The following is a 26534-nucleotide window of genomic DNA, read 5'->3' on the forward strand; positions in this document are numbered from 1 at the left end:
ATGGCTTTTGTCCACGGAAATTGGCCTCGGGGGAAACATGGCTGAGCAGGCCGGGGGATCGGCAGGCGGAGACCGGCCGGCCAAGCGCGGGCGCAAATTCGGTCCGCTGCGAGCCCGTTCGAAGGAGTACGAGGACCTGGCCCGCTTCCTGCGCACGTGCATGGCGGACGCCGAGCTGACCCTCGCGGCGCTGGAAGGACCCACGAATCTACGGACATCCGCCATCAGCGAGCGCTTGTCGGGCTTGAAGATCGACGCGGACTTCGTCGAAGCCGTTGTCGTCGCCTGCACGGAGGCGGACGAACTCCGTCCCAGGCGAGGGCGGTTGCTCAAGCACGGTGGTGAGCTGCTACGGATCGCGATGTCCCGGAGCACCCAGGTCGTCGACCTGACGGGACAGCCACGACTCACCAGGAACGCGGTGGTGGCCGCAATGGACAGCGCCGTGCAGGCACAGCTGAAACTCGTCGATCTCCATGAACAGCTCGCCCGGAAGAACGACGAGCTCGCGACACTCGCCGCGATCCAGTACCAGTCCCAGCAGGCCCTGCGCGAGTCGGACGCACTGTCCTCCGTGCTGTCCACCTGGGTTGTCGTCCTCGCCGACGAAGTGGAACGGCTCGGCAGGGAACGCGAGTCGGCGATGACCGCACAGCCACCAGACCTGGGCCGGCTCAGCGGCTTGGACACAGAGTTGGCCCGCACGGTCGCGCAGCACGGCCGTACGGCGGCCGAACTGGCCCGTGCCCAGCAGGACCGCACGCTCGCGACGGCTCTCCTCGCGGAGGCCCTGATCCGTACCCGCCGGGCCCGTGACGAGGTACGGAGCCTGCGGGCGGCGGCACAGTTGCCCTCGGGGGGCGGCGGACTCGCCGCGGAACCGTCGGCTTCGCTCTCGGACGGCATCGCATCCCCCAACACCTTCGGTGACGACATCGACGCCGCGCTGGACCGGGCCGAGGCGGTGGGCCGAAGCATCGCGGACCGCCTGCACACCGCGTTGACCACTCTTGACGAGGGCGCGCGGACGGAGCCCTTGTCCGTGCCGTCCTCCGCCACGGACAACCCGGACAATGCCGTGACCGGCGAGGACCCTACGGACAATGCGCTGTGGTGGGACCTCTTGGCCGATGTCCCGACGGACACGTTCGTGTGGGCCGAGGAGACGGCCGTAGGACTGGTACGCGATCGCGATCCGCTCGACCCGAGGTTCGGACGCATCGCGAGGGAACACTCCGTCCGGGCGGTGCTCCTGTTGGCCGACCGGTTGCAGGAGCATCGCTGGTTGGAGGGCGCGGCCCGGACCCGGGTCGCGCTCGCGCTCTCTCTGGGGCCGGAGAAACTGCTCCCGCTGATCAACGCCCTCATCCGGTCCGGCCCGCTGCTGAACCGTGCGGAGCAGGGGGCTCAACTGTTGCGGGTCGCCCTGGCGGGCCGAACGGCCGAGGACACGTTGGAACTGCAGTACCGGCTCGACCACCGCGCGGAGACCCCACCAGTGGTGCGCGACGCCATCGCCGCGATCGCCCAGCGCCCGTATGCGGAGGTGGTCGCGCTCGTGCGGAGGCAGCTGACCGACAACCCTCGGTTGCTGACCCACGGGCTCCTCATGGAAACCATCGTGCGCAAGTGGCCGCCCGCCGAGGTCATCGACCTCGTCAGGAAGACGATGGACATCGAGGGCGCCTACGTGGTGGGCCACGTCTTCTTCGCGCTGCCCACTCCTCCGGCCGACCAGACCGAACTGCTCGTCCGGCTGTGGGCCACAGCGCCGTCGCATCCGTGGATCAGCGACTCACTTTCCAGGCTCTATCCGGCTGGCGCGAGCTCTGACGACCTGGCACAGATCATCAAGGACCTGCACGCCGACTGGCCGGCGCCACTCGACCGCGCGGCCCGGGAACTGGCCGACCAGATCATGCCTTTGATCATCGCCCGGACGCCGCTGCAAGACCTCTCCGCGATCAGCGACTCACTCACCCTGGCCGGTCTCTCACCGGAGTCGGTCTTCGAACCGTACCGACGACTGCTCGTCCCCGACTTCGTCCGGGGCTATGCCGATCCGGTACCGGAGGCCTGACGCCCGGCCCGCGCGTCATCGCGTGAGCACTCGAAATCGGCCCACACCACCTTGCCGAGCTCCCGCTCGCACACCCCCCACTTGTCGGCGAGCGCCGCGACCAGCACCAGCCCGCGCCCGCCCTCGCCGCAGTACGTCTCGTCGGCGATCTTCGGCACGCCCGGTCCGCTGTCGTGCACCTCGACGCGGACGACGTCACCGTCGTACCGCAGCCGCAGGAGGAAGCCACGGCCGGGCGGCACCCCGTGCAGGAGGGCATTCGTGGCCAACTCGCTCACGCACAGCGACATGCCGTCGGCGCGGTCCCAGTCCCCCAGGCCCCAGCATCTGAGCGACTGCGCGGCGAACCGCCTGGCGGCGGGCACGGATCGGCGCTCCCGGGCGTAGAACTGTTCGCGGGGGTAGAGGAGTTCGTTTCCGTCGTTCACGGCTCGAATGTCGCGCAGAGTCACTAACCTGGAGCAGGGAGTAGACCCGTACGGAATTTTTGTACGGGCTCCGGCCCGGTGACGTACGTGTGCACGGGGGGTTGAGAACAGCATGAGCGCGAAGAAGCCGCCGCGGCCGAAGAACCAGACGTCGATGAAGATGCTCGGCAAGCAGCTCGGCACGGCCCGCCGGGTCGCCGGTCTGACGCAGACCGAGCTGGGCCTGCGGGTGGGGCTCGACGAGCAGACGGTCGCGTCGATCGAACAGGGCAGGCGGGCACTGAAGCCGGACGTGGCGGCGCGGGCCGACGAAGTGCTCGACACCAAGGGGATGTTGGCGGCCGGGGTGGCCAACTTGCCGGACGTCGACCAGTTCCCGATGTGGGCCGAGCTGTACATGGAGCATGAGCGGGAGGCGATCGCCCTGTCGTCCTATGCCAACCAGGTACTACCAGGGCTCCTTCAGACACGGGCCTACGCCGAAGCCGTGCTGCGGGAACGTGTTCCAGCGTACGACGAGGACGAGATCGAGCCGAAGACGGCGGCCCGTGTCGAGCGGCAGGACATCCTGCGCCGCAGGAACCCGCCGACGGTCAGCTTCGTCGTCTGGGAGCCGGTGCTGCATCTCGGCGTCGGAGGACCGGGGGTTCGGGCGGAGCAGCTTCGCCATCTGCGGACCTGCGTCGAAGTGGCCTGCATTTCTCTGCAGTTCCTTCCGCTCGCGAGCCCCTCCCACGCAGGGCTGAATGGCCCTTTCGTGCTCCTGGAAACACCAGACCACCAGCACCTGGCGTACATCGAAGGGCAACGCGGCAGTCAGTGGGTATCCGACGCAGATGAGGTGTCCAGGCTCGCACGCAAGTATGCGATGCTGCGAGCACAGGCCCTGTCTCCTCAGGAGTCGAAGGGGTTACTGGACCGTCTGCTAGGAGAGCAATGAGCACCGCACTTCAGTGGTTCAAGTCGTCCTACAGCGGCGACGAAGGCGGCGAGTGCCTCGAAGTAGCCGTCGCCTGGCACAAGTCCACCTACAGCGGCGACGAAGGCGGCGCCTGCCTCGAAGTAGCCGCCTGCCCCCACGCCATCCACATCCGCGACTCCAAGAACCCGGCGGCCACCGGCCCCACCCTCACCGCCTCCCCCGCCGCCTGGGCCGCGTTCACCGCCTCCGTCGGATAATCGCGGCCGCCGTTGTCAGTGCCGCCCCTTACAGTCACTGGCATGGCGACTCTTCCCAACCCGCTGCCCAAGCTGGCGACCGACCCGAGCGGTCGGTCCCTGGGGCTTCAACTCCCGCCCGGGGCACTGCTCGACGACACGCTCGACGGCCCGTGGCACGAGCCGTTGCTGTGGTACGCCGGGCAGCCCGCCGGGCCCGGGACGTGGACCGCGCTGGGCGCGCCGGCCGCCCGTGCGGGGCTGCTGCCGGTGCTGATCGACGTGGCCGAGGTCGACGACTGGGACTTCGCGCCCGGGGAGACGTCGTACCCGGGGGACCACGACGCCGACGAGGTGCTGGAGGACTACTGGGAGGAGGACCCGCTGGGGGGCGAGGAGTGGCCGGGGCTGGCCGCCGCCCCGGGCCTGGTCGCCGACCCGGACATGCGGGCAGCCGATGTCGCCGACGCGCTCTCGCAGGGCCGCCCGTGGCTCAAGGAGCCGCATCTGGCGCTGGTGTCGGCCCGGCGCAGCGCGGACATACCGGCGGCCATCGGCTGGAGCGGCCCGGTGAACTACGAGGAGGACGTGGCCCGGCTGTGCGCGGTGCTGCGCTCCTGGGAGGACCGGTTCGGCATACGGGTGGTCGCCCTCGGCTTCGACCACCTCGCGGTCTCCGTCGCCGCCCCGCCCGCCGATCTCGACGCGGCGGAGGCGGTCGCCGCCGAGCACTTCGCGTTCTGCCCGTACGCCGTGCTGCCCGGCGCCGACGACACGCTCTCGTCGTACGCCGAGCAGTTGGTCGGCGAGCGGCTGTGGCACTTCTGGTGGGACTGAGCTGACCGACCGGCCTGCGCTCGGCAGCGCCCCGACGGGGCGCGGGGCCGTATCCGATGTGCGGCTGCCGCCGCGTGGACGCGACCGGCCACGACGGCGCCGCAGACGGCAGACGGCAGACGGCAGATCGCGCACTTTCGGCGACCACTCCGACCGCTCCGACCGCTCAGCCGCCCAGGCCCTTGGCCAGCCTGCGCAGGCCCTCCCCGATCTCCTCCGGCGTCTGCGTCACGAAGCACAGGCGCAGGGTCGAGCGGTCGGGGTCGGCGGCGTAGAAGGGCTCGCCGGGGACGTAGGCGACGTGGTGGTCCACCGCTCGGCGGAGCAGGGCGGTGGTGTCGTACGGCTCCGGGAGCCTGGCCCAGAGGAACATGCCGCCTTCGGGCCGGCCCCAGGTGGAGCCGGCCGGGAGGGCGTCGGCCAGTCCGGCGAGCATGGCGTCCCGGCGTTCGCCGTACACCGCGCGCACTGTGGCGACATGGGCGTCCAGGACGTCCAGGTAGCGGGCGGCGGCGAGCTGGTTGAGGGTCGGGGTGTGCAGGTCGGCGGCCTGCTTGGCGACCGCGCAGGCGCGGCGCAGTCCGGCCGGGGCGCGGAGCCAGCCGAGTCGCAGGCCGGGGGCCATGACCTTGGAGAGGGAGCCGAGCAGGACCGTCCGGTCCTCGGCGCCGGGGAAGGACGCGATCCAGGGGACGTGGTCGCCGTCGTAGCGCAGTTCGCCGTAGGGGTCGTCCTCGACGATCCACAGGCCGTGCCGGGCGGCGGCCGTGGCGAGGGCGGCGCGGCGGGTGGCGGGCATGGTGCGGCCGGTGGGGTTCTGGAAGGTCGGGACGAGGTAGAGGAGTTTGGGCCGCTCGGCGCGGATCAGCTCCTCCAGGGCGGCGGGATCCACGCCGTCCGCGTCGCCGGGCACCGGCAGCACCCGTGCTCCGGCCAGCCCGAACACCTGAAGTGCCGCCAGGTAGCAGGGGCTTTCGACGAGGATCGTGTCGCCGGGGTCGATCAGGGCGCTCGCGAGGAGGGAGAGAGCCTGCTGGGAGCCGGTGGTGACGAGAAGGCCGTCGGCCTCCGTGGGCAGGCCCCGCCCGGAGACGCGCGCCGCCAGCCGCTGCCGCAGGGCCGGCTCGCCCTCGGTCGTCGAGTACTGCAACGCCCGCTCCGGCTCCTCCTCCAGCACCGCGCGGAAGGCGGCGGCGATGCCCTCCCGGTCGAACAGTTCGGGAGCCGGCAGCCCGCCCGCGAAGTTGATGACCTCAGGGCGGGCGGTCACCGCGAGGATCTCCCGGACGGGCGATCCGCCGACGGCGCGGGCCCGGGCCGCGAGGGAGGGAAGAGGGGCGGCGGGGGCGGCGGTGGTCATGGACGGCTCCTTGGGCTGATCCTCGTCTTGGCGGGAGCGTAGAGAAGTACGTGCCATCTACACTCGTAATTCCGCGATCCGGACAGACGGGGCGGGGGCCGGCGCCCCGTCACACCCCGGCGCGGGCCTCGACCGTCCCGTACCGCCGCCCCACGGGATGGGATCCGTGCAGGTCACAGGGGTGGAACGGGATCACGCGTCCCGAATCTCCCGGCGGGTCTGGTGGGACGGGCGGGCCCGCGCGCAGGCTGAGAGCACCTCAAAGCCACCGGCCCCCGCCCCTGTCCCCCTCCCCCATCCCCATCCCCCGCCACCGCGACCGCGACCGCGACCGCGCCGAGACCGTCAAGGGAGCCCTCGTATGTCCGTCACGCACCGCACCCCGGCCGCCGGCCGCCGTCGTCTCCTGGCGGCGGCCGTCCTGGCGCTGGTCGCCGCGACCGTGCTCACCGGGTGCCGGGACGGCCAGGGCGTACGCGACGAGGGCCCCTCCGCCGCCCGCTCACGACCCGCCGCCGGACCGGCCGGTGACGTGAAAGCGCCCCGGCCGGAACCGACCGGCCGGGGCGCCCTCGTCCGCGCTCAGCCCAGCATCCGGGCGGCCTCCACCGCCCAGTAGGTGAGGATGTTCTGCGCACCGGCCCGCCTGATGCCGGTCAGGGTCTCCAGGATGGCCCGGTCGCGGTCGATCCAGCCCTTCTCGGCGGCGGCCTCGATCATCGAGTACTCGCCGGAGATCTGGTAGGCGACGACCGGCACGTCCACGGAGTCGGCGACCCGGGCGAGGATGTCGAGGTAGGGCCCGGCCGGCTTGACCATCACCATGTCGGCGCCCTCCTCCAGGTCGAGGGCGAGCTCCCGCAGCGACTCCCGTGCGTTGGCGGGGTCCTGCTGGTAGGTCTTGCGGTCGCCCTTCAGCGAGGACCCGACGGCCTCGCGGAAGGGGCCGTAGAAGGCGGAGGCGTACTTCGCGGTGTAGGCGAGGATCGCGACGTCCTCGCGCCCGATCTGGTCGAGCGCTTCGCGGACGACGCCGATCTGCCCGTCCATCATGCCGCTGGGCCCGACGACGTGCGCCCCGGCGTCGGCCTGCACCTGGGCCATCTCGGCGTACCGCTCCAGGGTGGCGTCGTTGTCGACGCGCCCCTCGGCGTCGAGCACACCGCAGTGGCCGTGGTCGGTCGTCTCGTCGAGGCACAGGTCGGACATCACCAGCAGGTCGTCCCCGACCTCGGCCCGCACATCGCGCAACGCGACCTGGAGGATCCCGTCGGGGTCGGTGCCGGGCGTGCCGAGGGCGTCCTTCTTGCTCTCCTCGGGCACCCCGAACAGCATGATCCCGGAGATGCCCGCCTCGACGGCCTCCGCGGCCGCCTTCTTCAGACTGTCCCGGGTGTGCTGCACGACGCCGGGCATGGCGGCGATCGGCACGGGCTCGCTCACGCCCTCTCTGACGAACGCCGGGAGGATGAAGTCCGCGGGGTGCAGCCGGGTCTCGGCGACCATGCGCCGCATGACGGGGGTGGTCCGCAGCCGCCGCGGCCGCGTGCCGGGGAAGGAGCCGTACTTCGTCATGCCCTCTACGCTACGCCCGCCACACGGGCGCGCTTACCGACTGGGCGTCGGCGCCCCGGCCCGCGCGGAGCCGGGGCGCCAGGGCGTCGGAGGTCAGGCCTCCAGCTCGCTCTCCGGCTTCTTCCAACCGTGCCGGGCCGGCGCGAGATTGCCGCGGCCGCGGTCCAGGGCCAGGCCGTGTTCGTGCACAGCTGCCTCGGCGGGGTCGGCCGCTCCGCCGTGCAGATCGCCCTCGCCCACCAGGCCACGGTCGCCGGCAGCTGTCGCGATACCGCCAGGTCGGAAGCACATGACCTCGGTGTCGACCCGGTCGTCGACTTCAGCTTCGCCCCTGCCTCACTCACCGGACGGTTCGACCTCGTCCTCGACGCGGGCGGTCCGTACGCGCTGCCGGTCAGGACCGCACGGACGATGCTCAGGCCCGGCGGCCGCATCGTCAGCGTCCTCCCCACCCCCGGGAACCTCGTGAGGAGTGCCCTGCCAGGGCCGTACCACGCCATGATCGCCCGACCGGTCACCAGGGACCTCGAAGAGGTCGCGCGAGCCGCCGGCCGGGGAGAGCTGCGGCTACCGGTCGCCCGGGGCGTCCCGCTCTCGCAAGCCATCCCGGCGCTCACCGAACTCGAGCAGGGCCGCACCGCCAAGCGAGGCAAGCTGATCATCACAACCGGGATGACCCCGCCTCTTCGTGGTCGTCAGCTCCGTCCTCGCCGCCTTGCACAGCCGGGCGACCACGGGAGAAGGGCAGTGGGTCGACGTCCCCTTGGCCGACACGATGCTCGCCGTCAACCTGGTCGAGCACCTCGGCTCACCGCGCCGCCGTTCCGCCCAGCGCAAGCCGCACGGGGTCCTGTGCTCCCGCTCCTGCCGCGAAGGCCGCCGCGTAGTCCCGCTTGCCGAGGGCGCGGCGCGCCGGCCGCTCGGCCTCGGCATGGGCGTGGGGGGACGGCCGCAGGCCCGTCCGCCATGGAGTACCACCACCGACAGCCGCGTGCCCCGCCCTCCCTCAGCAGGGAGTGGCGGGACACGCGGTTCACGTCAGGGGCGGCACCGGCTAGTGCTGGGGTCGCAGCACTAGGTCGTCGTGCGCCGCCGCCGCGCCCCCGGCCGCCGCTCACTCGGCCGGGTCACCGGATCCCCGGCCTCCAGCGCGCTCGCGCGCCTGCGCAGACCGAACTCCGCCAGCGCCTCCGCCAGCTTCGCGGCCGACGGCTCGGGCGCCATGACGTCCACCCGCAGCCCGTGCTCCTCGGCCGTCTTCGCCGTGGCGGGCCCGATACAGGCGATCACCGTCACGTTGTGCGGCTTTCCGGCGATACCCACCAGGTTCCGCACGGTGGACGACGACGTGAAGAGCACCGCGTCGAAGCCACCGCCCTTGATCGCCTCCCGGGTGTCGGCCGGCGGTGGCGACGCCCGCACCGTCCGGTAGGCGGTCACGTCGTCCACCTCCCAGCCGAGCTCGATCAGCCCGGCGACCAGCGTCTCCGTGGCGATGTCGGCCCGCGGCAGGAACACCCGGTCGATGGGGTCGAACACCGGGTCGTACGGCGGCCAGTCCTCAAGGAGCCCCGCGGCCGACTGCTCACCCGACGGCACCAGGTCCGGCTTCACGCCGAAGGCGACCAGCGCCTTGGCGGTCTGCTCGCCCACCGCGGCGACCTTGATCCCCGCGAAGGCCCGGGCGTCGAGCCCGTACTCCTCGAACTTCTCCCGGACCGCCTTCACCGCGTTGACCGACGTGAAGGCGATCCACTCGTACCGCCCGGTGACGAGCCCCTTCACGGCCCGCTCCATCTGCTGGGGCGTGCGCGGCGGCTCGACGGCGATCGTCGGCACCTCGTGCGGTACGGCCCCGTAGGACCGCAGCTGGTCGGAGAGGGACGCCGCCTGCTCCTTCGTACGCGGCACGAGCACCTTCCAGCCGAACAGCGGCTTGGACTCGAACCACGACAGCTGGTCACGCTGGGCGGCGGCGGACCGCTCGCCGACCACGGCTATCACCGGCCGGCCGCCGTCCGGCGAGGGCAGCACCTTCGCCTGCTTCAGCGTCTGCGCGATGGTGCCGAGGGTGGCGGTCCAGGTCCGCTGCCGGGTCGTCGTACCGGCGACGGTGACCGTCAGCGGGGTGTCCGGCTTGCGGCCGGCGGCGACCAGCTCGCCGGCGGCCGCGGCCACCGAGTCGAGCGACGTCGACACGACGACCGTCCCGTCCGAGGCACCCACCTCGGTCCAGCACCGGTCCGAGGCGGTACGGGCGTCCACGAAGCGGACGTCCGTGCCCTGCGCGTCCCGCAGCGGCACACCGGCGTACGCCGGCACCCCGACCGCGGCCGCGACACCCGGCACGACCTCGAAGGGCACACCCGCGGCGACGCAGGCGAGCATTTCCTCGGTCGCGTACGTATCAAGTCCCGGGTCCCCGGACACCGCACGGACGACCCGCCTGCCACCCCGCGCGGCCTCCATGACAAGATGAGCCGCATCCCGCACGGGCGGGAGGGAAGCGGTTGTTGACGCGCCGTCAACAACCGTGAGTTGAGGCGTGCCTGTGCCCGGATACGGGTCCGACGACGGATCCGGATTCGTGGGCACGACGGAGACGCCCTGCCTGGCGTGGGACCTGATCACGTCGAGCACCTCGTGCTCGGCGACCAGGACGTCCGCGCTGGACAGTGCCTCCACGGCACGCAAGGTCAGCAGTCCCGGATCCCCGGGTCCGGCACCCAGGAAGGTGACGTGCCCGTGATCGAGGCCGGCGGGAAGGTTGGTGGGGCTCATTGTGCTCGCTCCCCCATCAGACCGGCCGCGCCCTGGGCAAGCATCTCGGTGGCGAGTTCGCGACCGAGCGCCGTCGCCTGGTCGTATGTCTCGGGCACGGGACCGGTGGTGGACAACTGCACCATGCGGGTGCCGTCGGTCGTGCCGACGACTCCCCGCAGGCGCATTTCCTTGAAGATCTGCCCGTCGGCCAGAAGGTCGGCCAGCGCGCCCACAGGGGCGGAGCAGCCGGCCTCCAGGGCGGCGAGCAGTGAACGCTCGGCGGTCACGGCGGCCCGCGTGAACGGGTCGTCGAGTTCCCCGAGCAGGGCGATCAGCTCCGCGTGGTCCGCGGCGCACTCGATCGCCAGTGCCCCCTGGCCGGGGGCGGGCAGAACCGTGTCGACCGACAGGAAGTCGGTCACCTCGTCGATGCGGCCGATGCGGCTGAGGCCGGCCGCCGCCAGTACGACGGCGTCCAGCTCGCCGTCCCGGACGTACCCGATCCGGGTGTCGACGTTTCCGCGTATCGGCACCGTCTCGATGTCCAGTCCGTGGGTCCGCGCGTACGCGTTCAGCTGCGCCGTCCGGCGCGGCGAACCGGTGCCGATGCGGGCCCCGCGCGGCAGGTCGGTGAACTTCCGCGCATCCCTGGCGACGATCACGTCCCGCGGGTCCTCGCGCACCGGTACGGCGGCCAGCGCCAGCTCTTCGGGCTGGGTGGTCGGGAGGTCCTTGAGCGAGTGAACCGCGAAGTCGACCTCGCCGCGCAGCAGCGCGTCCCGCAGGGCGGTCACGAAGACACCCGTGCCGCCGATCTGGGCGAGGTGCTCGCGGGAGGTGTCGCCGTAGGTGGTGATCTCGACCAGCTCGACGGGCCGCCCGGTCACCCGGCTCACGGCTTCCGCCACCTGCCCGGACTGGGCCATGGCGAGTCTGGATCGCCTGGTCCCCAGTCGCAGTGGATTGTCACTCATGCCGGTCGGTCCTTCGTGTCTGTGCTGTCCACGGCCCGGGAGACGGCAGCCACCGTCTCGGGATCGAGGTCGAACAGGGTCCGCAGCGCGTCCGCGTACCCGGCGCCGCCGGGCTCGGCCGCGAGCTGCTTGACCCGTACGGTCGGCGCGTGCAGCAGCTTGTCGACGACCCGGTGCACGGCCTGCCGGATCTCCCCGCGCTGCCGCTCGTCCAGGCCGGGCAGGCGTCCGTCGAGCCGCGCGATCTCGCTCGCGACGACGTCGGCGGCCATCGTCCGCAGGGCGATCACGGTAGGCGTGATGTGCGCCGCCCGCTGGGCCGCGCCGAAGGCGGCAACCTCGTCCGAAACGATACGCCGCACCTGGTCCACGTCGGCCGCCATCGGCGCGTCCGCGGACGCCTCCGCCAGCGACTCGATGTCCACCAGCCGCACCCCGGCCAGCCGGTGCACGGCCGCGTCGATGTCACGGGGCATGGCGAGGTCGAGGAGGAAGAGCGCGGGAGCGGGCCGGACGAACCCGGCGACCGGCTCCGGCCGGCGCCGCTCCGGGATCCGGCCGAACCGGGCGGCGGCCGCGGCGAGCGCCCCGATCAGCTCCGCCTCGGCCTCCGGCGTACGGCGGACCGCGTCCCGCCGGTCGACGGTCCCGTTGTCCACCCAGGCCGCGTGCTGCTCCAGTTCGGCGGCGGCCATCCCGGCAACGGCGGCCTCGCCCATCACGGAGAAACCACTCTGCTCGGCGGTGAGGTCCAGCGGGCAGTTCTCGTCGCCGCCGACGCCGGTGCCCGCACCGGTGGCGGCCGACGGCTGCTTCGCGGCCGACGGCGCGTCGATCTCGGCGACCGGCTCACCGGTGCGCCCCTCGACCGCCGCCGCGACCGTCTCAGCGGTCAGCACCAGCCCCGTCGCCCCCGTGCACGAGATCACGACGTCGGCACGTGTCAGCTCGCGCGACACCGCGTCCATCGGTACCGCGCGGGCCACCACGTCCGTCTCGTCGTTCTCGGTGACGATCTGGGCGAGCCGCTCGGCACGGTCGTGCGTCCGGTTCGCCACGACGATCTCCGTGACGCCCGCCCGTGCCAGCGTCGCGGCGGCCAGCGAGGACATCGAACCGGCGCCGATGACCAGCGCCTTCTTGCCCCTGGCCCAGGTCTGCACATCGCCACCGGCGGCCAGCTGTTCGAGCCCGAAGGTGACCAGGGACTGTCCGGCCCGGTCGATCCCGGTCTCGGAGTGCGCGCGCTTGCCGACCCTGAGCCCCTGCTGGAACAGGTCGTTCATCAGCCGCCCGGCGCTGTGCAGCTCCTGCGCGCGGGCCAGGGAGTCCTTGATCTGCGCGAGGATCTGCCCCTCGCCGACGACCATCGAGTCGAGCCCGCAGGCCACCGAGAACAGGTGGTGGACGGCCCGGTCCTCGTAGTGCACGTACAGATAAGGGGTGAGCTCGTCCAGCCCCACCCCGCTGTGCAGGGCGAGCAGCGTGGACAGCTCGGCGACCCCGGCGTGGAACTTGTCGACGTCGGCGTAGAGCTCGATGCGGTTGCAGGTGGCGAGCACCGCCGCCTCGGTGGCCGGCTCGGCGGCGACCGTGTCCTGGACCAGCTTGACCTGGGCGTCCGCGGTCAGCGCGGCCCGCTCAAGGACGCTGACCGGGGCGCTGCGGTGGCTCAGCCCGACAACGAGGAGACTCATGCCGGCATCACGGCGGGTACGTCCCCGTCGGGCCCCTGCTCGCTGGCGTCCTGGTGCGCGGCGACGGGCGCGACGGCGCCCTCGTGCTCCTCGCCGGCCTTGCGCTGCTCGTGGAAGGCGAGGATCTGAAGCTCGATGGAGAGGTCGACCTTGCGCACGTCGACGCCGTCCGGGACGGCCAGCACGGTGGGCGCGAAGTTCAGGATGGAGGTGACCCCGGCGGCCACGAGCCGGTCGCAGACCTGCTGGGCGACGCCCGGCGGGGTGGTGATCACGCCGATGGAGACGCCGTTGTCGGAGATGATCTTCTCCAGGTCGTCGCTGTGCTGCACGACGATTCCGGCGACCTGCCGGCCGGCCATCGCCGGATCGGCGTCGATGAGCGCCGCGACCCGGAAGCCACGCGAGGCGAACCCGCCGTAGTTGGCGAGGGCGGCCCCCAGATTTCCGATGCCGACGATCACAACCGGCCAGTCCTGGGTCAGGCCCAGCTCACGGGAGATCTGGTAGACGAGATACTCGACGTCGTAGCCGACACCGCGCGTTCCGTACGAACCCAGGTAGGAGAAGTCCTTGCGCAGCTTCGCGGAGTTGACCCCCGCGGCCGCGGCCAGCTCCTCCGAGGAGACCGTGGGGACCGAGCGCTCCGACAGTGCGGTCAGAGCGCGGAGGTACAGGGGAAGCCGGGCGACGGTGGCCTCGGGGATCCCTCGGCTGCGGGTCGCCGGTCGGTGAGTTCGGCCAGTTGCCACGGTGCTCCAACGGGTTGAGCGGGGCTGCGGACGGTCACACGTACCCAGACCGCCCCGTCGACAGCAGGCTATGTCTTTGTGAACGCGTGCACAAAGATGGTGTCCGATTTGCCCGGCCAACGTGACCGGGGTCACGCACCCCCGGCGCAGTCGTGCGGAACCGGCACACAAGCGTCCGCGCTCCCTCTCCGATGGGGGCAAAACCGTACACACTCCTTACGAATCCCGCCCCCGAGACCAAGCCGCCGTCGATCCTAAGCGACTTTGCAGCCGGTTTGGACTAGTCGGTCAGTGCCTTGCGGAGCCGCTCCTCGTTCACGCGCCAGAAGGTGTGCTGTTCGCCGTCGACAAGTACGACCGGGATCTGTTCCCAGTACAGATCGTGCAGTTGCGGATCCTGGGTGATGTCCTTCTGCTCCCAGGACACTCCGAGATCGCCGCACACCTTCTCGACCACGACCTGTGCGTCATCACACAGATGGCAGCCGGGTTTACGGATGAGGGTGACCGATCGCGCACTCGGCGCGGGCGCCTTCCGGCCAAAGAGGGGACTCATGACGTCCATTGTCCCGCCCCCGGCAGGGCATGTCCGCCGCCTTCTGCACGGGTTCTTCGCCTTGTTTAACGACCCGGTCGCGGAGAGTTCACACCCATCCAACTCCCGTGACCCCGGAACCCCCGAACAAACTGGCTATGCTCACGACATGGCCGCTCTCGGATGGCTCACTCCCCGTAGGCGCTCCGCCACGGCGCGGAGCGTGTTGGCAGGCGAGGCCTCGGCGGAGGCAGCGCGCAAGAACCAGGAAGCGACGGCACCGCTCAAGGACGCCGCGGAACCGGAATTCCCGGTGCTCGGCGACGACAAGGCGGCCGCGTTCTTCGACCTGGACAACACCGTCATGCAGGGCGCCGCCATCTTCCACTTCGGCCGCGGGCTGTACAAACGGAAGTTCTTCGAGACCCGCGACCTCGCCAGGTTCGCCTGGCAGCAGGCGTGGTTCCGGCTGGCCGGCGTCGAGGACCCCGAGCACATGCAGGAGGCCCGCGACTCGGCCCTCTCCATCGTCAAGGGCCACCGGGTCGCGGAGCTCCAGACCATCGGCGAGGAGATCTACGACGAGTACATGGCCGAGCGCATCTGGCCCGGCACCCGTGCCCTCGCCCAGGCCCACCTGGACGCCGGCCAGAAGGTGTGGCTCGTCACCGCCGCCCCGGTGGAGATCGCCGGCGTGATCGCCCGCAGGCTGGGCCTGACCGGCGCGCTGGGCACGGTCGCGGAATCGGTGGACGGCGTCTACACGGGCAAGCTGGTCGGCGAGCCCCTGCACGGCCCGGCCAAGGCGGAGGCGGTACGCGCCCTGGCCGCCGCGGAGGGCCTCGACCTCTCCCGCTGCGCCGCCTACAGCGACAGCCACAACGACATCCCGATGCTCTCCCTGGTCGGCCACCCCTACGCCATCAACCCGGACACGAAGCTGCGCAAGCACGCCCGCGAGCTGGACTGGCGCCTGCGTGACTACCGCACGGGCCGCAAGGCGGCGAAGGTGGGCATCCCGGCGGCGGCGGGCGTCGGCGCGGTGGCCGGCGGCACGGCAGCGGCGATCGCGTTGAGCCGGCGGAGGCGGTAGCCCTCCGGGGCATCGCCGCAGCACCGCGGGCCGGTTGCCGACTGCGGAAGCATTGCGGCTGGTCGCGCCCACGCGGCGGAGCCGCACATTGACACAGCCCCGCGCCCCTGAGGGGCGCGCTGCCCAGCCGTGTCCTCTACAGCCGCGGGCAGTCGTGCCGCTCGGGCGGCACCCTGCCGGCGCCGGCAAGCGTCCCCACCCCCGGCCCGGCCCTCCACCCCCCGCGCGCCCCGAATTATCGCGCCCTCGCCTCCACACGCCCCGCACATCGCCGAAACCCGCACGTTTCCGTTCAACAACCGATCATTCTCAGGCCCTCGAGACGCCACCAAAGGGTTACGGAAGCGAAGCAATCGATGATTTGAGCAACTCGGTGTAGCAGTGCCTGTACGAAGCGTTATTCTCCTCAGACGCAAACCGGTTCCTTTCCGTCGCTACGACGGGTGAAAGGTTCCGCACTGCACGTGATGGAAGCTCTGCCTCTGGGAGTCCCGTGTACCCACACGTCGGGGTTGACGCCTCGGGCCTGGCTACGCTGCGCGCAACAGTCGCGGCGGTCAAAGAGACGCTGCGCGGCCTTGTCCCGACCGCGTACGCCGTCCCCGCCTTCGCCACCGCCGCCCCCGTCGGCCCGTGCTACGCACTGGCCGACGGCATGGAACAGGTGCCGGCGCGCGGCACCGTCGTCGAGGGCCGCCGCTCCGGCGACGGACGGGGCGTGGGCAGACGCGCCCGCACCACCGGCGCCCCCACCGGTGCCGCCACCGGTGCCGCCGCCCGCCGTCCGGCCGCGGACAGCGACAGCGCCCGCATGATGGACCTCGTGGAGCGCGCCCAGGCCGGCGAGGCCGACGCCTTCGGCCGCCTCTACGACCAGTACAGCGACACCGTCTACCGCTACATCTACTACCGGGTCGGCGGCAAGGCGACCGCCGAGGACCTCACCAGCGAGACGTTTTTGCGCGCCCTCAGGAGGATCGGCACCTTCACCTGGCAGGGCCGTGACTTCGGCGCCTGGCTGGTCACCATCGCCCGCAACCTGGTCGCGGACCACTTCAAGTCGAGCCGCTTCCGCCTGGAGGTCACCACCGGCGAGATGCTCGACGCCAACGAGGTCGAGCGCTCCCCCGAGGACTCCGTCCTGGAGTCCCTCTCCAACGCGGCCCTGCTCGACGCCGTACGGCGGCTCAACCCCCAGCAGCAGGAGTGCGTGACACTCCGCTTCCTCCAGGGCCTCTCGGTCGCCGAGACCGCCCGTGTGATGGGCAAGAACGAGGGCGCCATCAAGACCCTCCAGTACCGGGCCGTGCGCACGCTCGCCCGGCTCCTCCCGGACGACGCCCGCTGAACCGGACACCCTGGGCGACAGCCAACTCACGCTCCGTCAGAGCGTGTTGTCTTTATGAGCCGATCACCGGCCGTGCGTAACCCAAGTGCCGAGCCGCTCGTTGTGCGGGATACAGGCTCCCTGTGGTCACGTCCGACCGGCCCAGATCACCCGATCGTGTGGACTGGTCGAGGGCGTGCAACCCTCAGGACCCCCTAGGGAGTCGACCGTCATGACGAGAGGAGGTGCCGCCAGTGATCGCGAACGTATCGGCCCACCGGCGGGCGAACGCCTTCGCCCAGGCCCTGGAGGAGCAGCCCGACCGGGAACCGGCGGCCGAGCGGCCCGGAGAACCGGCGGGCGATCCACCGGCCGCCCCGGGCCGGGCCGAACGGACCGACCAGGGCAAGCTGTTGGCCCTGGCGACAGGTCTGGCCGCACTGCCCAAGCCGGAGCTCGACCCGGAGGTCAAGGTCGTCCAGCGGGCCCAGCTGGTGGCCGCGATGGAGGCCATGCTGGCGGAGGGCACCCTGGGCGGGGCGGCGGACGCTTCGGTACCCGCCCAGAACAGAGGGAGCGAAGCGGCTTCCACGGAAGGGCGATGGCGGGAGACGGGCGGGCGATCGGCCCGTTCCAAAGGCGCGCACCGGGCCAGCCCGCTGGGCAAGTTGCGACCGCGTTCCCGGTTCACCAAGGGGCTTGCCGCGGGCGGCCTGAGCGTCGGCGTGGCCGCCGGAGCCTTCAGCGGGGTCGCCGCCGCCAGCTCCGACGCCCTGCCCGGCGACTCGCTGTACGGCCTCAAACGCGGCATCGAGGACTTCAAGCTGAACTACCTGACCGACGGCGACGACCAGCGCGGCCAGACCTACCTCGACCAGGCCTCGACCCGGCTGATGGAGGCCCGCCGGCTGATGGAGCGGGGCCGCGGCGGCCATCTCGACCACGAGTCGATCGGTGAGATCCGGCGCACCCTGTCCGGGATGCGGCAGGACGTCACCGAGGGCCACCGCCTGCTCCACGAGGCGTACGAGCGCGATCCGGACTCCCTGGGTCCCATCCAGGCCCTGTCCGTCTTCGCCCAGTCCCACCGCGAGGCCTGGGGCGCCCTGCGCGAGAAGCTCCCGGTCCAGCTCGGGGACGTCAGCCAGCAGGTGTCGTCCGTCTTCGACGCCATAGACCAAGAGGTCGCCCCGCTGCAGTCCCTGCTCCCCCAGCCGTCCCAGAGCACCGGCGGCGGCGCCGGAAAGCAGGGCTCCGGCGCGGCGTCCACCGGCTCCTCCGGCCGCCACCGATCGTCGGCCCCGTCCTCCTCCGGCAACTCCTCCTCGGGCCGCGACACGGGCACCGGCAGCCCCAGCGGCTCGGCCTCCGGCAACACCGGTGAGGGCCTGATCGGCGGCAGCACGGGCGGCCTGCTCGATCCTCCGAAGACCGGTTCGAGCAGCCAGTCCCCGTCGAAGAACGCGTCCGCCGAACCGGACGTGACCCTGCCGCCGCTCCTGCCAGGGCTTCTGCCCGGGCTGGGCATCGACAGCGAGGACGCGGGCAACTGACGAAGACGGGGTGCCTCTCGACCGAGGGGCACCCCGTCTCCTCAGCACCGCGTCAGCATCGCGGCTCAGGAAAACCCGTCAGAAAAAAACCGACCGCCGCTGCACGAGCAACTTGTACAGCGTGTGCTGGATCTGCTCCCGCACCTGATCCGTCAGGTTGAACATCAGCATCGGATCCTCAGCCGCCTCCGGCGGATAGCCATCCGTGAGGATCGGCTCGCCGAACTGAATCGTCCACTTCGTCGGCAACGGCACCGCCCCCAGCGGCCCCAGCCACGGAAACGTCGGCGTCAGCGGAAAATACGGAATCCCCAGCACCCGAGCCAGCGTCTTCGCGTTGCCGATCATCGGGTAGATCTCCTCGGCCCCCACGATCGAGCAGGGAATGATCGGCACCCCCTGCCGCAGCGCGGTGGACACGAACCCGCCCCGCCCGAACCGCTGGAGCTTGTACCGCTCGCTGAAGGGCTTCCCGATGCCCTTGAACCCCTCCGGCATCACCCCGACCAGCTCCCCCTGCCCCAGCAGCCGCTCGGCGTCCTCCGCGCACGCGAGCGTGTGCCCGAGCTTGCGCGCCAGCTCGTTCACCACCGGCAGCACGAAGACCAGGTCCGCCGCGAGCAGCCTGAGGTGACGATTCGCCGGATGCCGGTCGTGGACGGCGACCTGCATCATCAGCCCGTCCATCGGCAGCGTCCCGGAGTGGTTGGCGACGATCAGCGCACCACCCTCGGCCGGGATGTTCGCCATGCCCTTCACGTCGACGCGGAAGTACTTCTCGTACACCGGCCGCAGCAGGGACATCAGGACCTGGTCGGTCAGCTCCTCGTCGTACCCGAAGTCGTCGACCTCGTACTCCCCGGTCAGCCGCCGGCGCAGAAACGCGAGTCCGCGCGCGACACGCTGCTCCAGGCCTGCCTCGTCGTGCGGCGGCTGCTTCACGCCCGTCTCAGGGTTCTCCCGGGTCACATGCACATCCTCCTGCGCGGGGATCCGCCCGGCGAGAGGCGGCACCTCACGCACCACGGCGGATTCGCGCACCGCCGCCGCGGGCTCGCCTGCCGCCGCCTGCTCGGCACCGCCCTTGCGCCGGCTCCCCGCGGCCCGGCGCCGGGCCGGCCGCTGCACGGCAGCCCCGCGGGACCGGTCGTCGTCGAACGGAATGACCTTGGCGTCCGCCATCGTTGCTGCGCTCCTCAGTTGGCGCTCTGGGTCGGGTTCTGCGTCGGGGTCCTCGTCGACGCCCGCCCGCCTTTCAGGGCGGGCAGCGCGGCGATCCGGTCGACGGCCGCGGCCACCGCCTGGGGCGGCAGCAGCCCCGGGACCTGGGCGCGCGCGAAGTCCGCGAAGGTCGCCGCCGTCGTGTACTTCGGCCGGAATCCCAGCGTCTCGCGCATCTGGACGGTGTCCACCACCCGGCCGTGCGTCAGCAGCCGGATCTGCTCGGGCGAGAAGTCGCTCATGCCGAGCGTCCGCACCAGGGACCCGGCCCAGGTGACCGCCGGCAGCAGCAACGGCACGGTGGGCCGCCCCAGCCGCCGCGAACACTGCGAGAGGAGCAACACCCCGTCACCCGCGATGTTGAACGTGCCGCTGTTCAGCGTCCCCCGCTCCGGCTCGTGCGAGGCGATCCGCAGGACCTCGATGACATCGTCCTCGTGCACGAACTGGAGCCGCGGGTCGTACCCGAAGACGGTGGGCAGCACGGGCAGCGAGAAATACGAGGCGAGCGGAGTGTCCGCGGTCGGCCCGAGGATGTTCGCGAACCGCAGCACGCACACCGCCACGTCGGGCCGCCTCCGGGCGAACCCGCGCACATACCCCTCCACCTCCACCGTGTCCTTCGCGAACCCGCCGCTGGGCAGGGATTTCGGCGGGGTGGTCTCGGTGAAGACCGCCGGATCCTTCGGCGCCGACCCGTACACGTTCGTACTGGATTTGATCACCAGCCGCTTGACGTTGGGCGACTTCTGACAGGCACCGAGCAGTTGCATCGTCCCGATGACATTGGTCTCTTTGACGGTGGTCCGGCTCCCGCTCCCCAGCGGCGTGCCGGTCACGTCCATGTGGACGACGGTGTCGGCACCGCTCTCGGCAAGTACCCGGGCGATGGTCGGCTGCCGGATGTCGGTCTGGATGAAGTCCGCCCCGCCCAGATGGTGCTCGGGCAGCACCGCGTCCACGGCGACCACCCGGTCCACCTCGGGATCACGCTGGATCCGCCGTACGAAACGGCCCCCGAGTTGACGGGCCACTCCGGTCACGAGCACGACCTTCCCCAAGATCAGCGCCTTTCTTCCGTGTTCCCGTATGCGGGCCAACTTAGCGGGTCGTTGTTGCGCCGGCATGCCCCTCGACGGGCCATGACAGGCCGCAACGGCCGGAAAAACGCAGTGGCCCCCCACCGTACTGGTGGGGGGCCACACACGAGCTCTCGCGGCTCGGCGCCGTACCTACTTCTTGTTACGACGCTGAACGCGCGTGCGCTTGAGCAGCTTGCGGTGCTTCTTCTTGGCCATCCGCTTGCGCCGCTTCTTGATAACAGAGCCCACGACTACCCTCGCTCACTTCTCATCACTCGGTGCTGGGCATCATGGGCCCACACGACCTACGAGGGGCTAGCCTACCCGTCCGAGCGCTGAGCTCGTAATCGAGGTGCTCCGGCTATCCCGAAACCGTCGTCAGGCGGTCTCCACCCCCACGTAACTCTCGCGAAGGTACTCGTGTACCGCTTGCTCGGGGACACGGAAGGACCGCCCCACCCGAATCGCGGGCAGATGACCGCTGTGCACCAGCCGGTACACGGTCATCTTCGACACTCGCATCACCGCGGCGACCTCCGCCACGGTAAGGAACACAACCTCGTTCAGAGGCCTCTCGCCAGCTGCCATGACACACCTGAACCTTCCGCACTCGACGGGCCACCGGCTTCCCCTTCCGGTGACTCTTCGTCGTTGCGTGCTCACTCCCCAATGTAGGGGCGGGTGATGCGAGTGGGGAAGAGGTGCACCCATCGGCGGCCTACTGTGACAGACACGCTCGATTGAGTACGTAGCGGGTAAGCGGCGTGTAGCAGCCGGACCGCACGCCGTCATCAACCGGAACGGCCACGGACACCGCCCCCTCGGCCTCCCCCACGAAGAGCGCGGGGTCATCCGTGTCCGCCAGCCCCATGGCCTCGAACCCCAGCTGACCTGCGCCGCAGACCCACCCATGATCCCCGACCACCAACTCTGGCAAGGGCCCTCCCCGCTCCGCCGCCGCATCCAGCGCCACCCGAACCGGCAACGGCGAATGCGTATGTGCCCCCGGCGCACAACCGGGGCGCCCACGGCCCACTTCTCGCACGAACCCGACTCCTCGTACGTAATCGAGGTGGCACGTACGTAGACCGAACCGGGTCGTTATGTCGACACGGCGACCCTGCGCGGGGGTGAGAATCTCACATCCCGCCGCCGACAGAGCGTCCGCTAGACCGGCGTAAAACCCGATCAGCCGGTGCGGATGCCCGGTCCCGAACAACACGGGAGCCCGCCGCCGGGCCACGGCCCCCACCCGCTCGGCAAACGCATCCAACCGGGCGACCGTCAAGTCAGGATCGATCACATCATGCCCTGAAACACACCGAGGATCGTCCGAAACCCCGCACTTGGCCGCCATCAGCCGAACCAACTCCTGCTCACCCCACCTCCCTTGCGGATCAATCCCGATCAGCACCCGAGGATCCCGAGCAGCGAACAGCCGATAACTCCGAAGACTCCACTCCCGCGAGGTCCCCACCACCCCCGCCAGCCCAGCCCCCACCAAATACGCCCGAAGCCCACCACCACTCACCACCCCACAGATCCTGACGGCCCCCACCCCACCAGACCCCCAAAACACCCGAACACCCCACAGTCGGAGTAACCCAAACCCCACCCCGCAGACGAATTACCAGCCCACCCCCCACCAGCCCGTCCGGCGAGGGAGGACGAAGACCCGCCCGCACCCCCACCCACCAGCCCGCCCACCGCTTGACGACGAAGGCCAGTCCGCACCCCCACCCACCAGCCCGCCCACCGCTTGACGACGAAGACCGGTCCGCACCCCCACCCACCAGCCCGCCCACCGCTTGAGGACGAAAGCCGGCCCGCACCCCCACCCACCAGCCCGCCCACCGCTTGAGGACGAAAGCCGGTCCGCGCCCTCCACTACCAGCCCGTCCGGCGTTTGAGGACGAGGCCGTTCAGGCCGAAGCGGGGGTCCGGGGGCGGCAGCCCCCGAAACGGGCGGTCGAAGGGGGCCCACCCCCTTGGAGGACGGGACGGGTAGGGGCGGCGGGGGCGAGACCCCCTACGGCAGCAACCCCCGCAGCGGAAACACCGCCCGCCGAGTAGCCAGCACGGCCTGATCCAAGCGATCAGCGGGGTCGTACCCCACCTCCCACGCCGCCCACCCCACCGGCCACCGCCCATCCGTCATCCGCCCAGGCCCCAACTGCCGAGTCCGCGCAAACACTTCCTGCCGCCACTCCTCAGGCACCAACGTCTCAGGCGCAACCTCCCGCCCCGCCGCAACCCCCACCAGATGCGTCCACGACCGAGGCACGACATCCACCACCTCGTAGCCACCCCCACCCAACGCGACCCACTTCCCCCCGGCGTACTCATGCGCCAGCTCATGACACGCCACCTGCACCGCCCGCTGCGCGTCCAGCGACACCGCCAGATGAGCCAGCGGATCCTCGAAATGGGTATCGGCCCCGTGCTGCGTCACCAGCACCTGCGGCCGAAAGTCGGCGACCAGCTCCGGCACGACGGCGTGAAACGCCCGCACCCACCCCGCGTCCCCGGTCCCCGCCGGCAACGCCACATTCACCGCGCTGCCCTCCCCCGCTCCCGCGCCGACCTCCTGCGGCCATCCGGTCTGCGGGAACAACGTACGGGGATGCTCGTGCAGCGAGATCGTCAGAACCCGCGGATCCTCCCAGAACGCGGCCTGCACCCCGTCCCCGTGGTGCACGTCCACATCCACGTAGGCGACCCGCTCGGCGCCCAGCTCCAGCAACCGCGCGATCGCCAGCGCGGCGTCGTTGTAGATGCAGAACCCGGACGCGGCCCCCGGCATCGCATGGTGCAGCCCACCAGTGAAGTTCACGGCATGATCGACGTCCCCCCGCCACACCGCCTCCGCCGCCCCCACCGACTGCCCGGCGATCAGCGCGGACACCTCGTGCATCCCGGCGAAGGCGGGATCGTCCACCGTACCCAGCCCGTACGACTGATCGGCCGCCTCAGGATCCGCCGAAGCCGCCTTCACGGCCTCGATGTAGTCCGCCCGGTGCACCAGCCGCAGCGTCGAATCGCCGGCGGGCTTGGCCGCGACGACATCCACCACCCGATCCAGCCCGAAGGCGCTGACCAGACTCCGGGTCAACGCCAGCCGGACCGGATCCATCGGATGGCCCGGACCGAAGTCATAGCCCGTTACTGCCTCGTCCCACATCAGCTGTGCGCGGCCGCTCATGCCCGCCACCGTATCGGTCCGACCTGGTCGCGAACGAACGGGCATACACCAACGTCACCAGCACCAACACCATCGGCACCACCATCGCCCCGCGATAACTCCACGCATCGCCCAGCGCTCCGACCAACGGCGAACCGATCAGGAACCCGACATAGTTGAAGACGTTCAGCCGAGCGATGGCCGCATCCGAAGCCCCCGGAAACAGCCTGCCCGCCGCCGCGAAGGTCTGCGGCACCAGCACACACAACCCCAGCCCCAGCAGAGTGAACCCGGCCATACCGACCCAGGCCCCCGGCGCCGCCGCCACCACCGCGAACCCGGCCGCCGCCACCAGCGCCCCCAGCCGTACGACCGGCACGGCACCGAACCGCCGTACCCCGAAGTCCCCGATGGCCCGGCCGACCAGCGTGGTCACCATGTACACGTTGTACGGCACGGTGGCGAGCTGCTCACTGCTGCCCAGCACGTCCTTGAGGTACTTCGCACTCCAGTTTGAGACGGTCGAGTCCCCGATGTAGGCGAAGGTCATCACCAGACACAGCGGCAGCAGCAGCTTGAAGACGAGACCGCCCGCGCCCCCGTCCCCACTGGCCGCCCCGTCCTCCACCGGCGCGGGATCACCGTCCACGTACCACCGGCTCCCCACCAGCGCGGCCGGCAGCAGCACCGCGACCACCGGGAGGTACGACACCCACAGCGCGAGATGCCAGTGCGCCCCCACCCAGGCCAGCGACGCCCCGAGGATCCCGCCCAGGCTGTACGCGGCGTGGAAGCTGAGCATGATGCTGCGCCCGTACGTCCGTTGCAGGCTCACCCCGAGCATGTTCATCGAGGCGTCCAGCGCACCCACAGCCAGCCCGAACAAGCCCAGCGCCACCGCCAGCTCGGCCATCACCCCGCCGGATCCCACCCCGAGCAGCGCCAGCATCACCACCGGCTGGGACCAGCGCAGCAGCCGGCTCGGCCGTATTCGCTTCACCAACTGCTCGGTGGTGACACTGCCGACGCCGGCCAGGATGGGCACGGCAGCGAGAAAGACCGGCAGCAGCGCGTCGGAGACGCCGTACCGGTCCTGGATGGCGGGGATGCGCGTCACCAGCAGCGCGAAGGTGGCACCCTGAGTGAAGAAGCTGAACGCCAGCGAGGCCCTACCGCGCCGCAGCACATCTGTCATGGCGGCGAGCGTAAGGCCCCGGCGTACTCGTGGGTAGATCCAGCCAAAGATGAATTTCCTTCACCTTTGCTTTCCGGCCGCTCAGGCGGCGACCGCGAGCTCCTTCTCCCGCTCCTTCTCCTGCTCCTGCTCCTGTGCGGCTTCCTGACGCTTCACCTCGTCGGTGATCAGGCACGCCATCGGCTCGGCGGCCGCCCCTCCGCAGAGCACCATCCCGAGGCTGATCGCGACGACCAGGAGGAGCGAGCTCAGCCAGACCATGGTGGCCACGGGGATCGTGTAGGCGCCGACGACCCGGGCGACGCACTCCGCCACCAGCACCAGACCCCAGATCACGGAGAAGACCCGCTCCTTGCGCAGGAACTCCGCCGACCGGGCCGCGGTACCGGACGCCAGCCGCTCCCAGGCGGCCTCCCGGGCCGCGTCACCCTTCAGCAGGAAGGGCTTCAGCCCCGCCGTCATCATCGGCCTGCCCAGCGCCACCGACACCAGGATCCCGATCCCGATGGTGCTGCTGACCGCACCGTCCTTGGCGAGCATGAGCCGCGGGTCACCGGAGACGAAGCTCAGCGCCAGCCCGACCACGTTCACGACCAGGATCAGCGCCGCCAGCCCGTTGACCCGGCGCTCCTTCACCACGCTCCACACCGTCCGCACGGCCGGCACCACGCTGCTCCAGGCGAGCGCCGCGAAGGTGCTCATCCCGAAGGCCCCCTTGAAGAAGTAGTACGACCCGAGGGGCACCGCCACATCCACGAGCAGCGGCCGGAGGTTCTCCAGCACGCTGGGCTGCTGCTTGCTCTGGGACTCGGTGTTCGTCGTCTTCGTCATGCCCTCAGCTTCGCGTCCGGACGGGGTCCCCCAGTAGAAACGATCGTCCGGAGCTCGGCATGACAATTGTCAGCCCCATCGTCATGCCCCCGGTCATTCCAGCAGGTCAGCCAACTGCCCCATATCGGAGAAGAGTTGGGTGGCCCCTTGCAGCCGGTCGGCCGGTGTCATCGCCGTGAACCCGTACACGTCCATGCCGGCCGCCACAGCCGCCTGCACCCCCAGTGGACTGTCCTCCACGACGGCGCACCGCCCCGGCACGACCCCCATCCGCTCCGCCGCGTACAGGAAGAGATCGGGCGCCGGCTTTCCGCGCCCCACATCCTGTGAGCTGAAGATCCGCGACTCGTCGAACCACCCGTCGAGCCCGGTCGTCCGGTGCCCCACCCGAATCCGCTCATGGCTCCCCGACGACGCCACGCAGTACGGCACCCCGTCCGCCGCCAACTGCTCCAGCACCCCGGCCACGCCCGCCACGGGCTTCAACTCCTCCTCGAAGGCGGCGAACACCCGCGCATGGAAGACATCGTCGAAGTCGTCCGGCAGCCGCTGCCCGGTGCGCTCCAGGACGAGCTCATGGACCCGGTGCATCGCGGATCCCATGTAGTCCCGTATGGAGTCCTCGTAGGACGTCTGGTGCCCCAACTCGGTGAGATAGGCCGCCAGGAGCCGGTTGGAGATGGGCTCGCTGTCGACGAGGACGCCGTCGTTGTCGAAGATAACCAGGTCGTAGCGCATGCCACAGAGCTTAAACGCCGCCGTGAACGCAGAAAGGCCCACGCCATGACGGCGTGGGCCTTTCTCAATATTTGTTCGGCGGCGTCCTACTCTCCCACAGGGTCCCCCCTGCAGTACCATCGGCGCTGTAAGGCTTAGCTTCCGGGTTCGGAAT

Annotated in this window: 27 protein-coding genes, 1 rRNA gene and 1 pseudogene; 10 read left to right on the plus strand and 19 right to left on the minus strand. The window is 70.8% G+C overall.

The genetic code is table 11. The annotated features are described in order from the left end of the window. The first annotated feature begins 37 nt into the window (after window positions 1-37). Window positions 38-2080 carry a hypothetical protein gene (locus AB0P24_RS41295; RefSeq protein WP_365803427.1) on the plus strand — a complete coding sequence of 681 codons (2043 nt, stop codon included), beginning with the start codon at window positions 38-40 and terminating at the stop codon, window positions 2078-2080. Here AB0P24_RS41295 and AB0P24_RS41300 read toward each other — a convergent pair. After that, window positions 2053-2508 carry an ATP-binding protein gene (locus tag AB0P24_RS41300; protein WP_365803429.1) on the minus strand — a complete coding sequence of 152 codons (456 nt, stop codon included), beginning with the start codon at window positions 2506-2508 and terminating at the stop codon, window positions 2053-2055. The two genes, AB0P24_RS41295 and AB0P24_RS41300, sit on opposite strands and share 28 nt — an antisense overlap. Before the next feature lie 112 nt (window positions 2509-2620). Between AB0P24_RS41300 and AB0P24_RS41305 the strand changes: the two genes are divergently transcribed. From AB0P24_RS41305 to AB0P24_RS41315, 3 genes are read left to right on the plus strand one after another with little or no spacing between them, the layout of a single operon-like run. Beyond that, on the plus strand, window positions 2621-3448 hold the full coding sequence (locus AB0P24_RS41305; RefSeq protein ID WP_365803431.1) for a helix-turn-helix transcriptional regulator: 828 nt from the start codon (window positions 2621-2623) through the stop codon (window positions 3446-3448). Then, window positions 3445-3687 (plus strand): DUF397 domain-containing protein, encoded by a 243-nt coding sequence (locus AB0P24_RS41310; protein ID WP_365803433.1) that lies wholly within the window; start codon window positions 3445-3447, stop codon window positions 3685-3687. Before AB0P24_RS41305 ends, AB0P24_RS41310 begins: the two co-directional genes overlap by 4 nt. Window positions 3688-3729: 42 nt before the next feature. Next, the gene (locus AB0P24_RS41315) at window positions 3730-4503 is read left to right on the plus strand and encodes a DUF4253 domain-containing protein (RefSeq protein ID WP_365803435.1); all 774 of its coding nucleotides are present in this window, start codon (window positions 3730-3732) and stop codon (window positions 4501-4503) included. 166 nt (window positions 4504-4669) lie between these two features. Here AB0P24_RS41315 and AB0P24_RS41320 read toward each other — a convergent pair whose 3' ends face one another. Then, window positions 4670-5863 carry a PLP-dependent aminotransferase family protein gene (locus AB0P24_RS41320; protein WP_365803437.1) on the minus strand — a complete coding sequence of 398 codons (1194 nt, stop codon included), beginning with the start codon at window positions 5861-5863 and terminating at the stop codon, window positions 4670-4672. Window positions 5864-6224: 361 nt separating this feature from the next. Between AB0P24_RS41320 and AB0P24_RS41325 the strand changes: the two genes are divergently transcribed. Beyond that, window positions 6225-6482 (plus strand): hypothetical protein, encoded by a 258-nt coding sequence (locus tag AB0P24_RS41325; RefSeq protein ID WP_365803439.1) that lies wholly within the window; start codon window positions 6225-6227, stop codon window positions 6480-6482. Here the strand turns inward: AB0P24_RS41325 and hemB are convergent. Both hemB and AB0P24_RS41335 read right to left on the minus strand, forming a co-directional pair. Beyond that, a complete protein-coding gene (gene hemB / locus AB0P24_RS41330) occupies window positions 6446-7438 on the minus strand; it encodes a porphobilinogen synthase (protein WP_365803441.1) in 993 nt (330 codons plus the stop codon). The genes AB0P24_RS41325 and hemB overlap by 37 nt on opposite strands. 93 nt (window positions 7439-7531) lie before the next feature. Continuing rightward, entirely contained in the window at window positions 7532-7729 is a 198-nt protein-coding gene (locus AB0P24_RS41335; protein ID WP_365803443.1) for a hypothetical protein, read from the minus strand. Between AB0P24_RS41335 and AB0P24_RS41340 the strand changes: the two are divergent. Then, window positions 7658-8089, plus strand: a pseudogene (locus AB0P24_RS41340) (zinc-binding dehydrogenase); the annotation flags it as partial. The gene AB0P24_RS41335 and the pseudogene AB0P24_RS41340 overlap by 72 nt on opposite strands. A gap of 37 nt (window positions 8090-8126) precedes the next feature. Then, entirely contained in the window at window positions 8127-8516 is a 390-nt protein-coding gene (locus AB0P24_RS41345; RefSeq protein WP_365803445.1) for a CoA transferase, read from the plus strand. Here AB0P24_RS41345 and AB0P24_RS41350 read toward each other — a convergent pair. The 5 genes from AB0P24_RS41350 to AB0P24_RS41370 form a co-directional block, all read right to left on the minus strand. Continuing rightward, window positions 8513-10219 (minus strand): uroporphyrinogen-III synthase, encoded by a 1707-nt coding sequence (locus tag AB0P24_RS41350; RefSeq protein ID WP_365803447.1) that lies wholly within the window; start codon window positions 10217-10219, stop codon window positions 8513-8515. The two genes, AB0P24_RS41345 and AB0P24_RS41350, sit on opposite strands and share 4 nt — an antisense overlap. Next, the gene (hemC, locus tag AB0P24_RS41355) at window positions 10216-11175 is read right to left on the minus strand and encodes a hydroxymethylbilane synthase (protein WP_365803449.1); all 960 of its coding nucleotides are present in this window, start codon (window positions 11173-11175) and stop codon (window positions 10216-10218) included. The genes AB0P24_RS41350 and hemC overlap by 4 nt, the downstream gene beginning before the upstream one ends. Further along, window positions 11172-12872, minus strand: coding sequence for a glutamyl-tRNA reductase (locus AB0P24_RS41360; protein WP_365803451.1), 1701 nt, complete (start codon window positions 12870-12872; stop codon window positions 11172-11174). The genes hemC and AB0P24_RS41360 overlap by 4 nt, the downstream gene beginning before the upstream one ends. Continuing rightward, entirely contained in the window at window positions 12869-13624 is a 756-nt protein-coding gene (locus AB0P24_RS41365; RefSeq protein WP_365803453.1) for a redox-sensing transcriptional repressor Rex, read from the minus strand. The genes AB0P24_RS41360 and AB0P24_RS41365 overlap by 4 nt, the downstream gene beginning before the upstream one ends. A 280-nt stretch (window positions 13625-13904) precedes the next feature. After that, a complete protein-coding gene (locus AB0P24_RS41370; RefSeq protein WP_365803455.1) occupies window positions 13905-14180 on the minus strand; it encodes a glutaredoxin family protein in 276 nt (91 codons plus the stop codon). Window positions 14181-14328: 148 nt separating this feature from the next. On the opposite strand from AB0P24_RS41370, the gene AB0P24_RS41375 reads away from it, so the two are divergent. The 3 genes from AB0P24_RS41375 (at window position 14329) to AB0P24_RS41385 (ending at window position 18132) form a co-directional block, all read left to right on the plus strand. After that, window positions 14329-15252, plus strand: a complete 924-nt coding sequence (locus tag AB0P24_RS41375) for an HAD-IB family hydrolase (protein ID WP_365803457.1) — start codon at window positions 14329-14331, stop codon at window positions 15250-15252. A gap of 493 nt (window positions 15253-15745) precedes the next feature. Next, entirely contained in the window at window positions 15746-16600 is an 855-nt protein-coding gene (locus AB0P24_RS41380) for an ECF subfamily RNA polymerase sigma factor, BldN family (RefSeq protein ID WP_365803459.1), read from the plus strand. Between the two features lie 233 nt (window positions 16601-16833). After that, window positions 16834-18132 (plus strand): DUF5667 domain-containing protein, encoded by a 1299-nt coding sequence (locus AB0P24_RS41385; protein WP_365803461.1) that lies wholly within the window; start codon window positions 16834-16836, stop codon window positions 18130-18132. Window positions 18133-18210: 78 nt separating this feature from the next. On the opposite strand, the gene AB0P24_RS41390 is transcribed toward AB0P24_RS41385, so the two are convergent. The 10 genes from AB0P24_RS41390 to rrf form a co-directional block, all read right to left on the minus strand. After that, window positions 18211-19314 carry a lysophospholipid acyltransferase family protein gene (locus AB0P24_RS41390; protein WP_365803463.1) on the minus strand — a complete coding sequence of 368 codons (1104 nt, stop codon included), beginning with the start codon at window positions 19312-19314 and terminating at the stop codon, window positions 18211-18213. A gap of 14 nt (window positions 19315-19328) precedes the next feature. Further along, on the minus strand, window positions 19329-20414 hold the full coding sequence (locus AB0P24_RS41395) for an NAD-dependent epimerase/dehydratase family protein (protein ID WP_365803465.1): 1086 nt from the start codon (window positions 20412-20414) through the stop codon (window positions 19329-19331). A 171-nt stretch (window positions 20415-20585) separates the two neighbouring features. Then, window positions 20586-20684, minus strand: a complete 99-nt coding sequence (locus AB0P24_RS41400; RefSeq protein WP_003948845.1) for an AURKAIP1/COX24 domain-containing protein — start codon at window positions 20682-20684, stop codon at window positions 20586-20588. Window positions 20685-20813: 129 nt separating this feature from the next. Beyond that, the gene (locus AB0P24_RS41405) at window positions 20814-21023 is read right to left on the minus strand and encodes a helix-turn-helix domain-containing protein (protein ID WP_067299677.1); all 210 of its coding nucleotides are present in this window, start codon (window positions 21021-21023) and stop codon (window positions 20814-20816) included. A gap of 130 nt (window positions 21024-21153) precedes the next feature. Beyond that, window positions 21154-21969 carry a phosphatase gene (locus tag AB0P24_RS41410; RefSeq protein ID WP_365803467.1) on the minus strand — a complete coding sequence of 272 codons (816 nt, stop codon included), beginning with the start codon at window positions 21967-21969 and terminating at the stop codon, window positions 21154-21156. A 495-nt stretch (window positions 21970-22464) separates the two neighbouring features. Continuing rightward, window positions 22465-23637 carry an acetoin utilization protein AcuC gene (locus tag AB0P24_RS41415; RefSeq protein ID WP_365803469.1) on the minus strand — a complete coding sequence of 391 codons (1173 nt, stop codon included), beginning with the start codon at window positions 23635-23637 and terminating at the stop codon, window positions 22465-22467. Continuing rightward, window positions 23588-24811 carry an MFS transporter gene (locus AB0P24_RS41420; protein ID WP_365803471.1) on the minus strand — a complete coding sequence of 408 codons (1224 nt, stop codon included), beginning with the start codon at window positions 24809-24811 and terminating at the stop codon, window positions 23588-23590. Before AB0P24_RS41420 ends, AB0P24_RS41415 begins: the two co-directional genes overlap by 50 nt. 81 nt (window positions 24812-24892) lie before the next feature. Beyond that, window positions 24893-25642, minus strand: coding sequence for a VC0807 family protein (locus AB0P24_RS41425; protein WP_365803473.1), 750 nt, complete (start codon window positions 25640-25642; stop codon window positions 24893-24895). 93 nt (window positions 25643-25735) lie between these two features. Next, window positions 25736-26380 carry an HAD family hydrolase gene (locus AB0P24_RS41430; protein WP_365803475.1) on the minus strand — a complete coding sequence of 215 codons (645 nt, stop codon included), beginning with the start codon at window positions 26378-26380 and terminating at the stop codon, window positions 25736-25738. A gap of 73 nt (window positions 26381-26453) precedes the next feature. Next, window positions 26454-26534, minus strand: a 5S ribosomal RNA gene (gene rrf, locus AB0P24_RS41435); the annotation flags it as partial.

It is taken from the genome of Streptomyces sp. NPDC086519 (genome assembly GCF_040686075.1).
Classification (GTDB): domain Bacteria; phylum Actinomycetota; class Actinomycetes; order Streptomycetales; family Streptomycetaceae; genus Streptomyces; species Streptomyces shenzhenensis.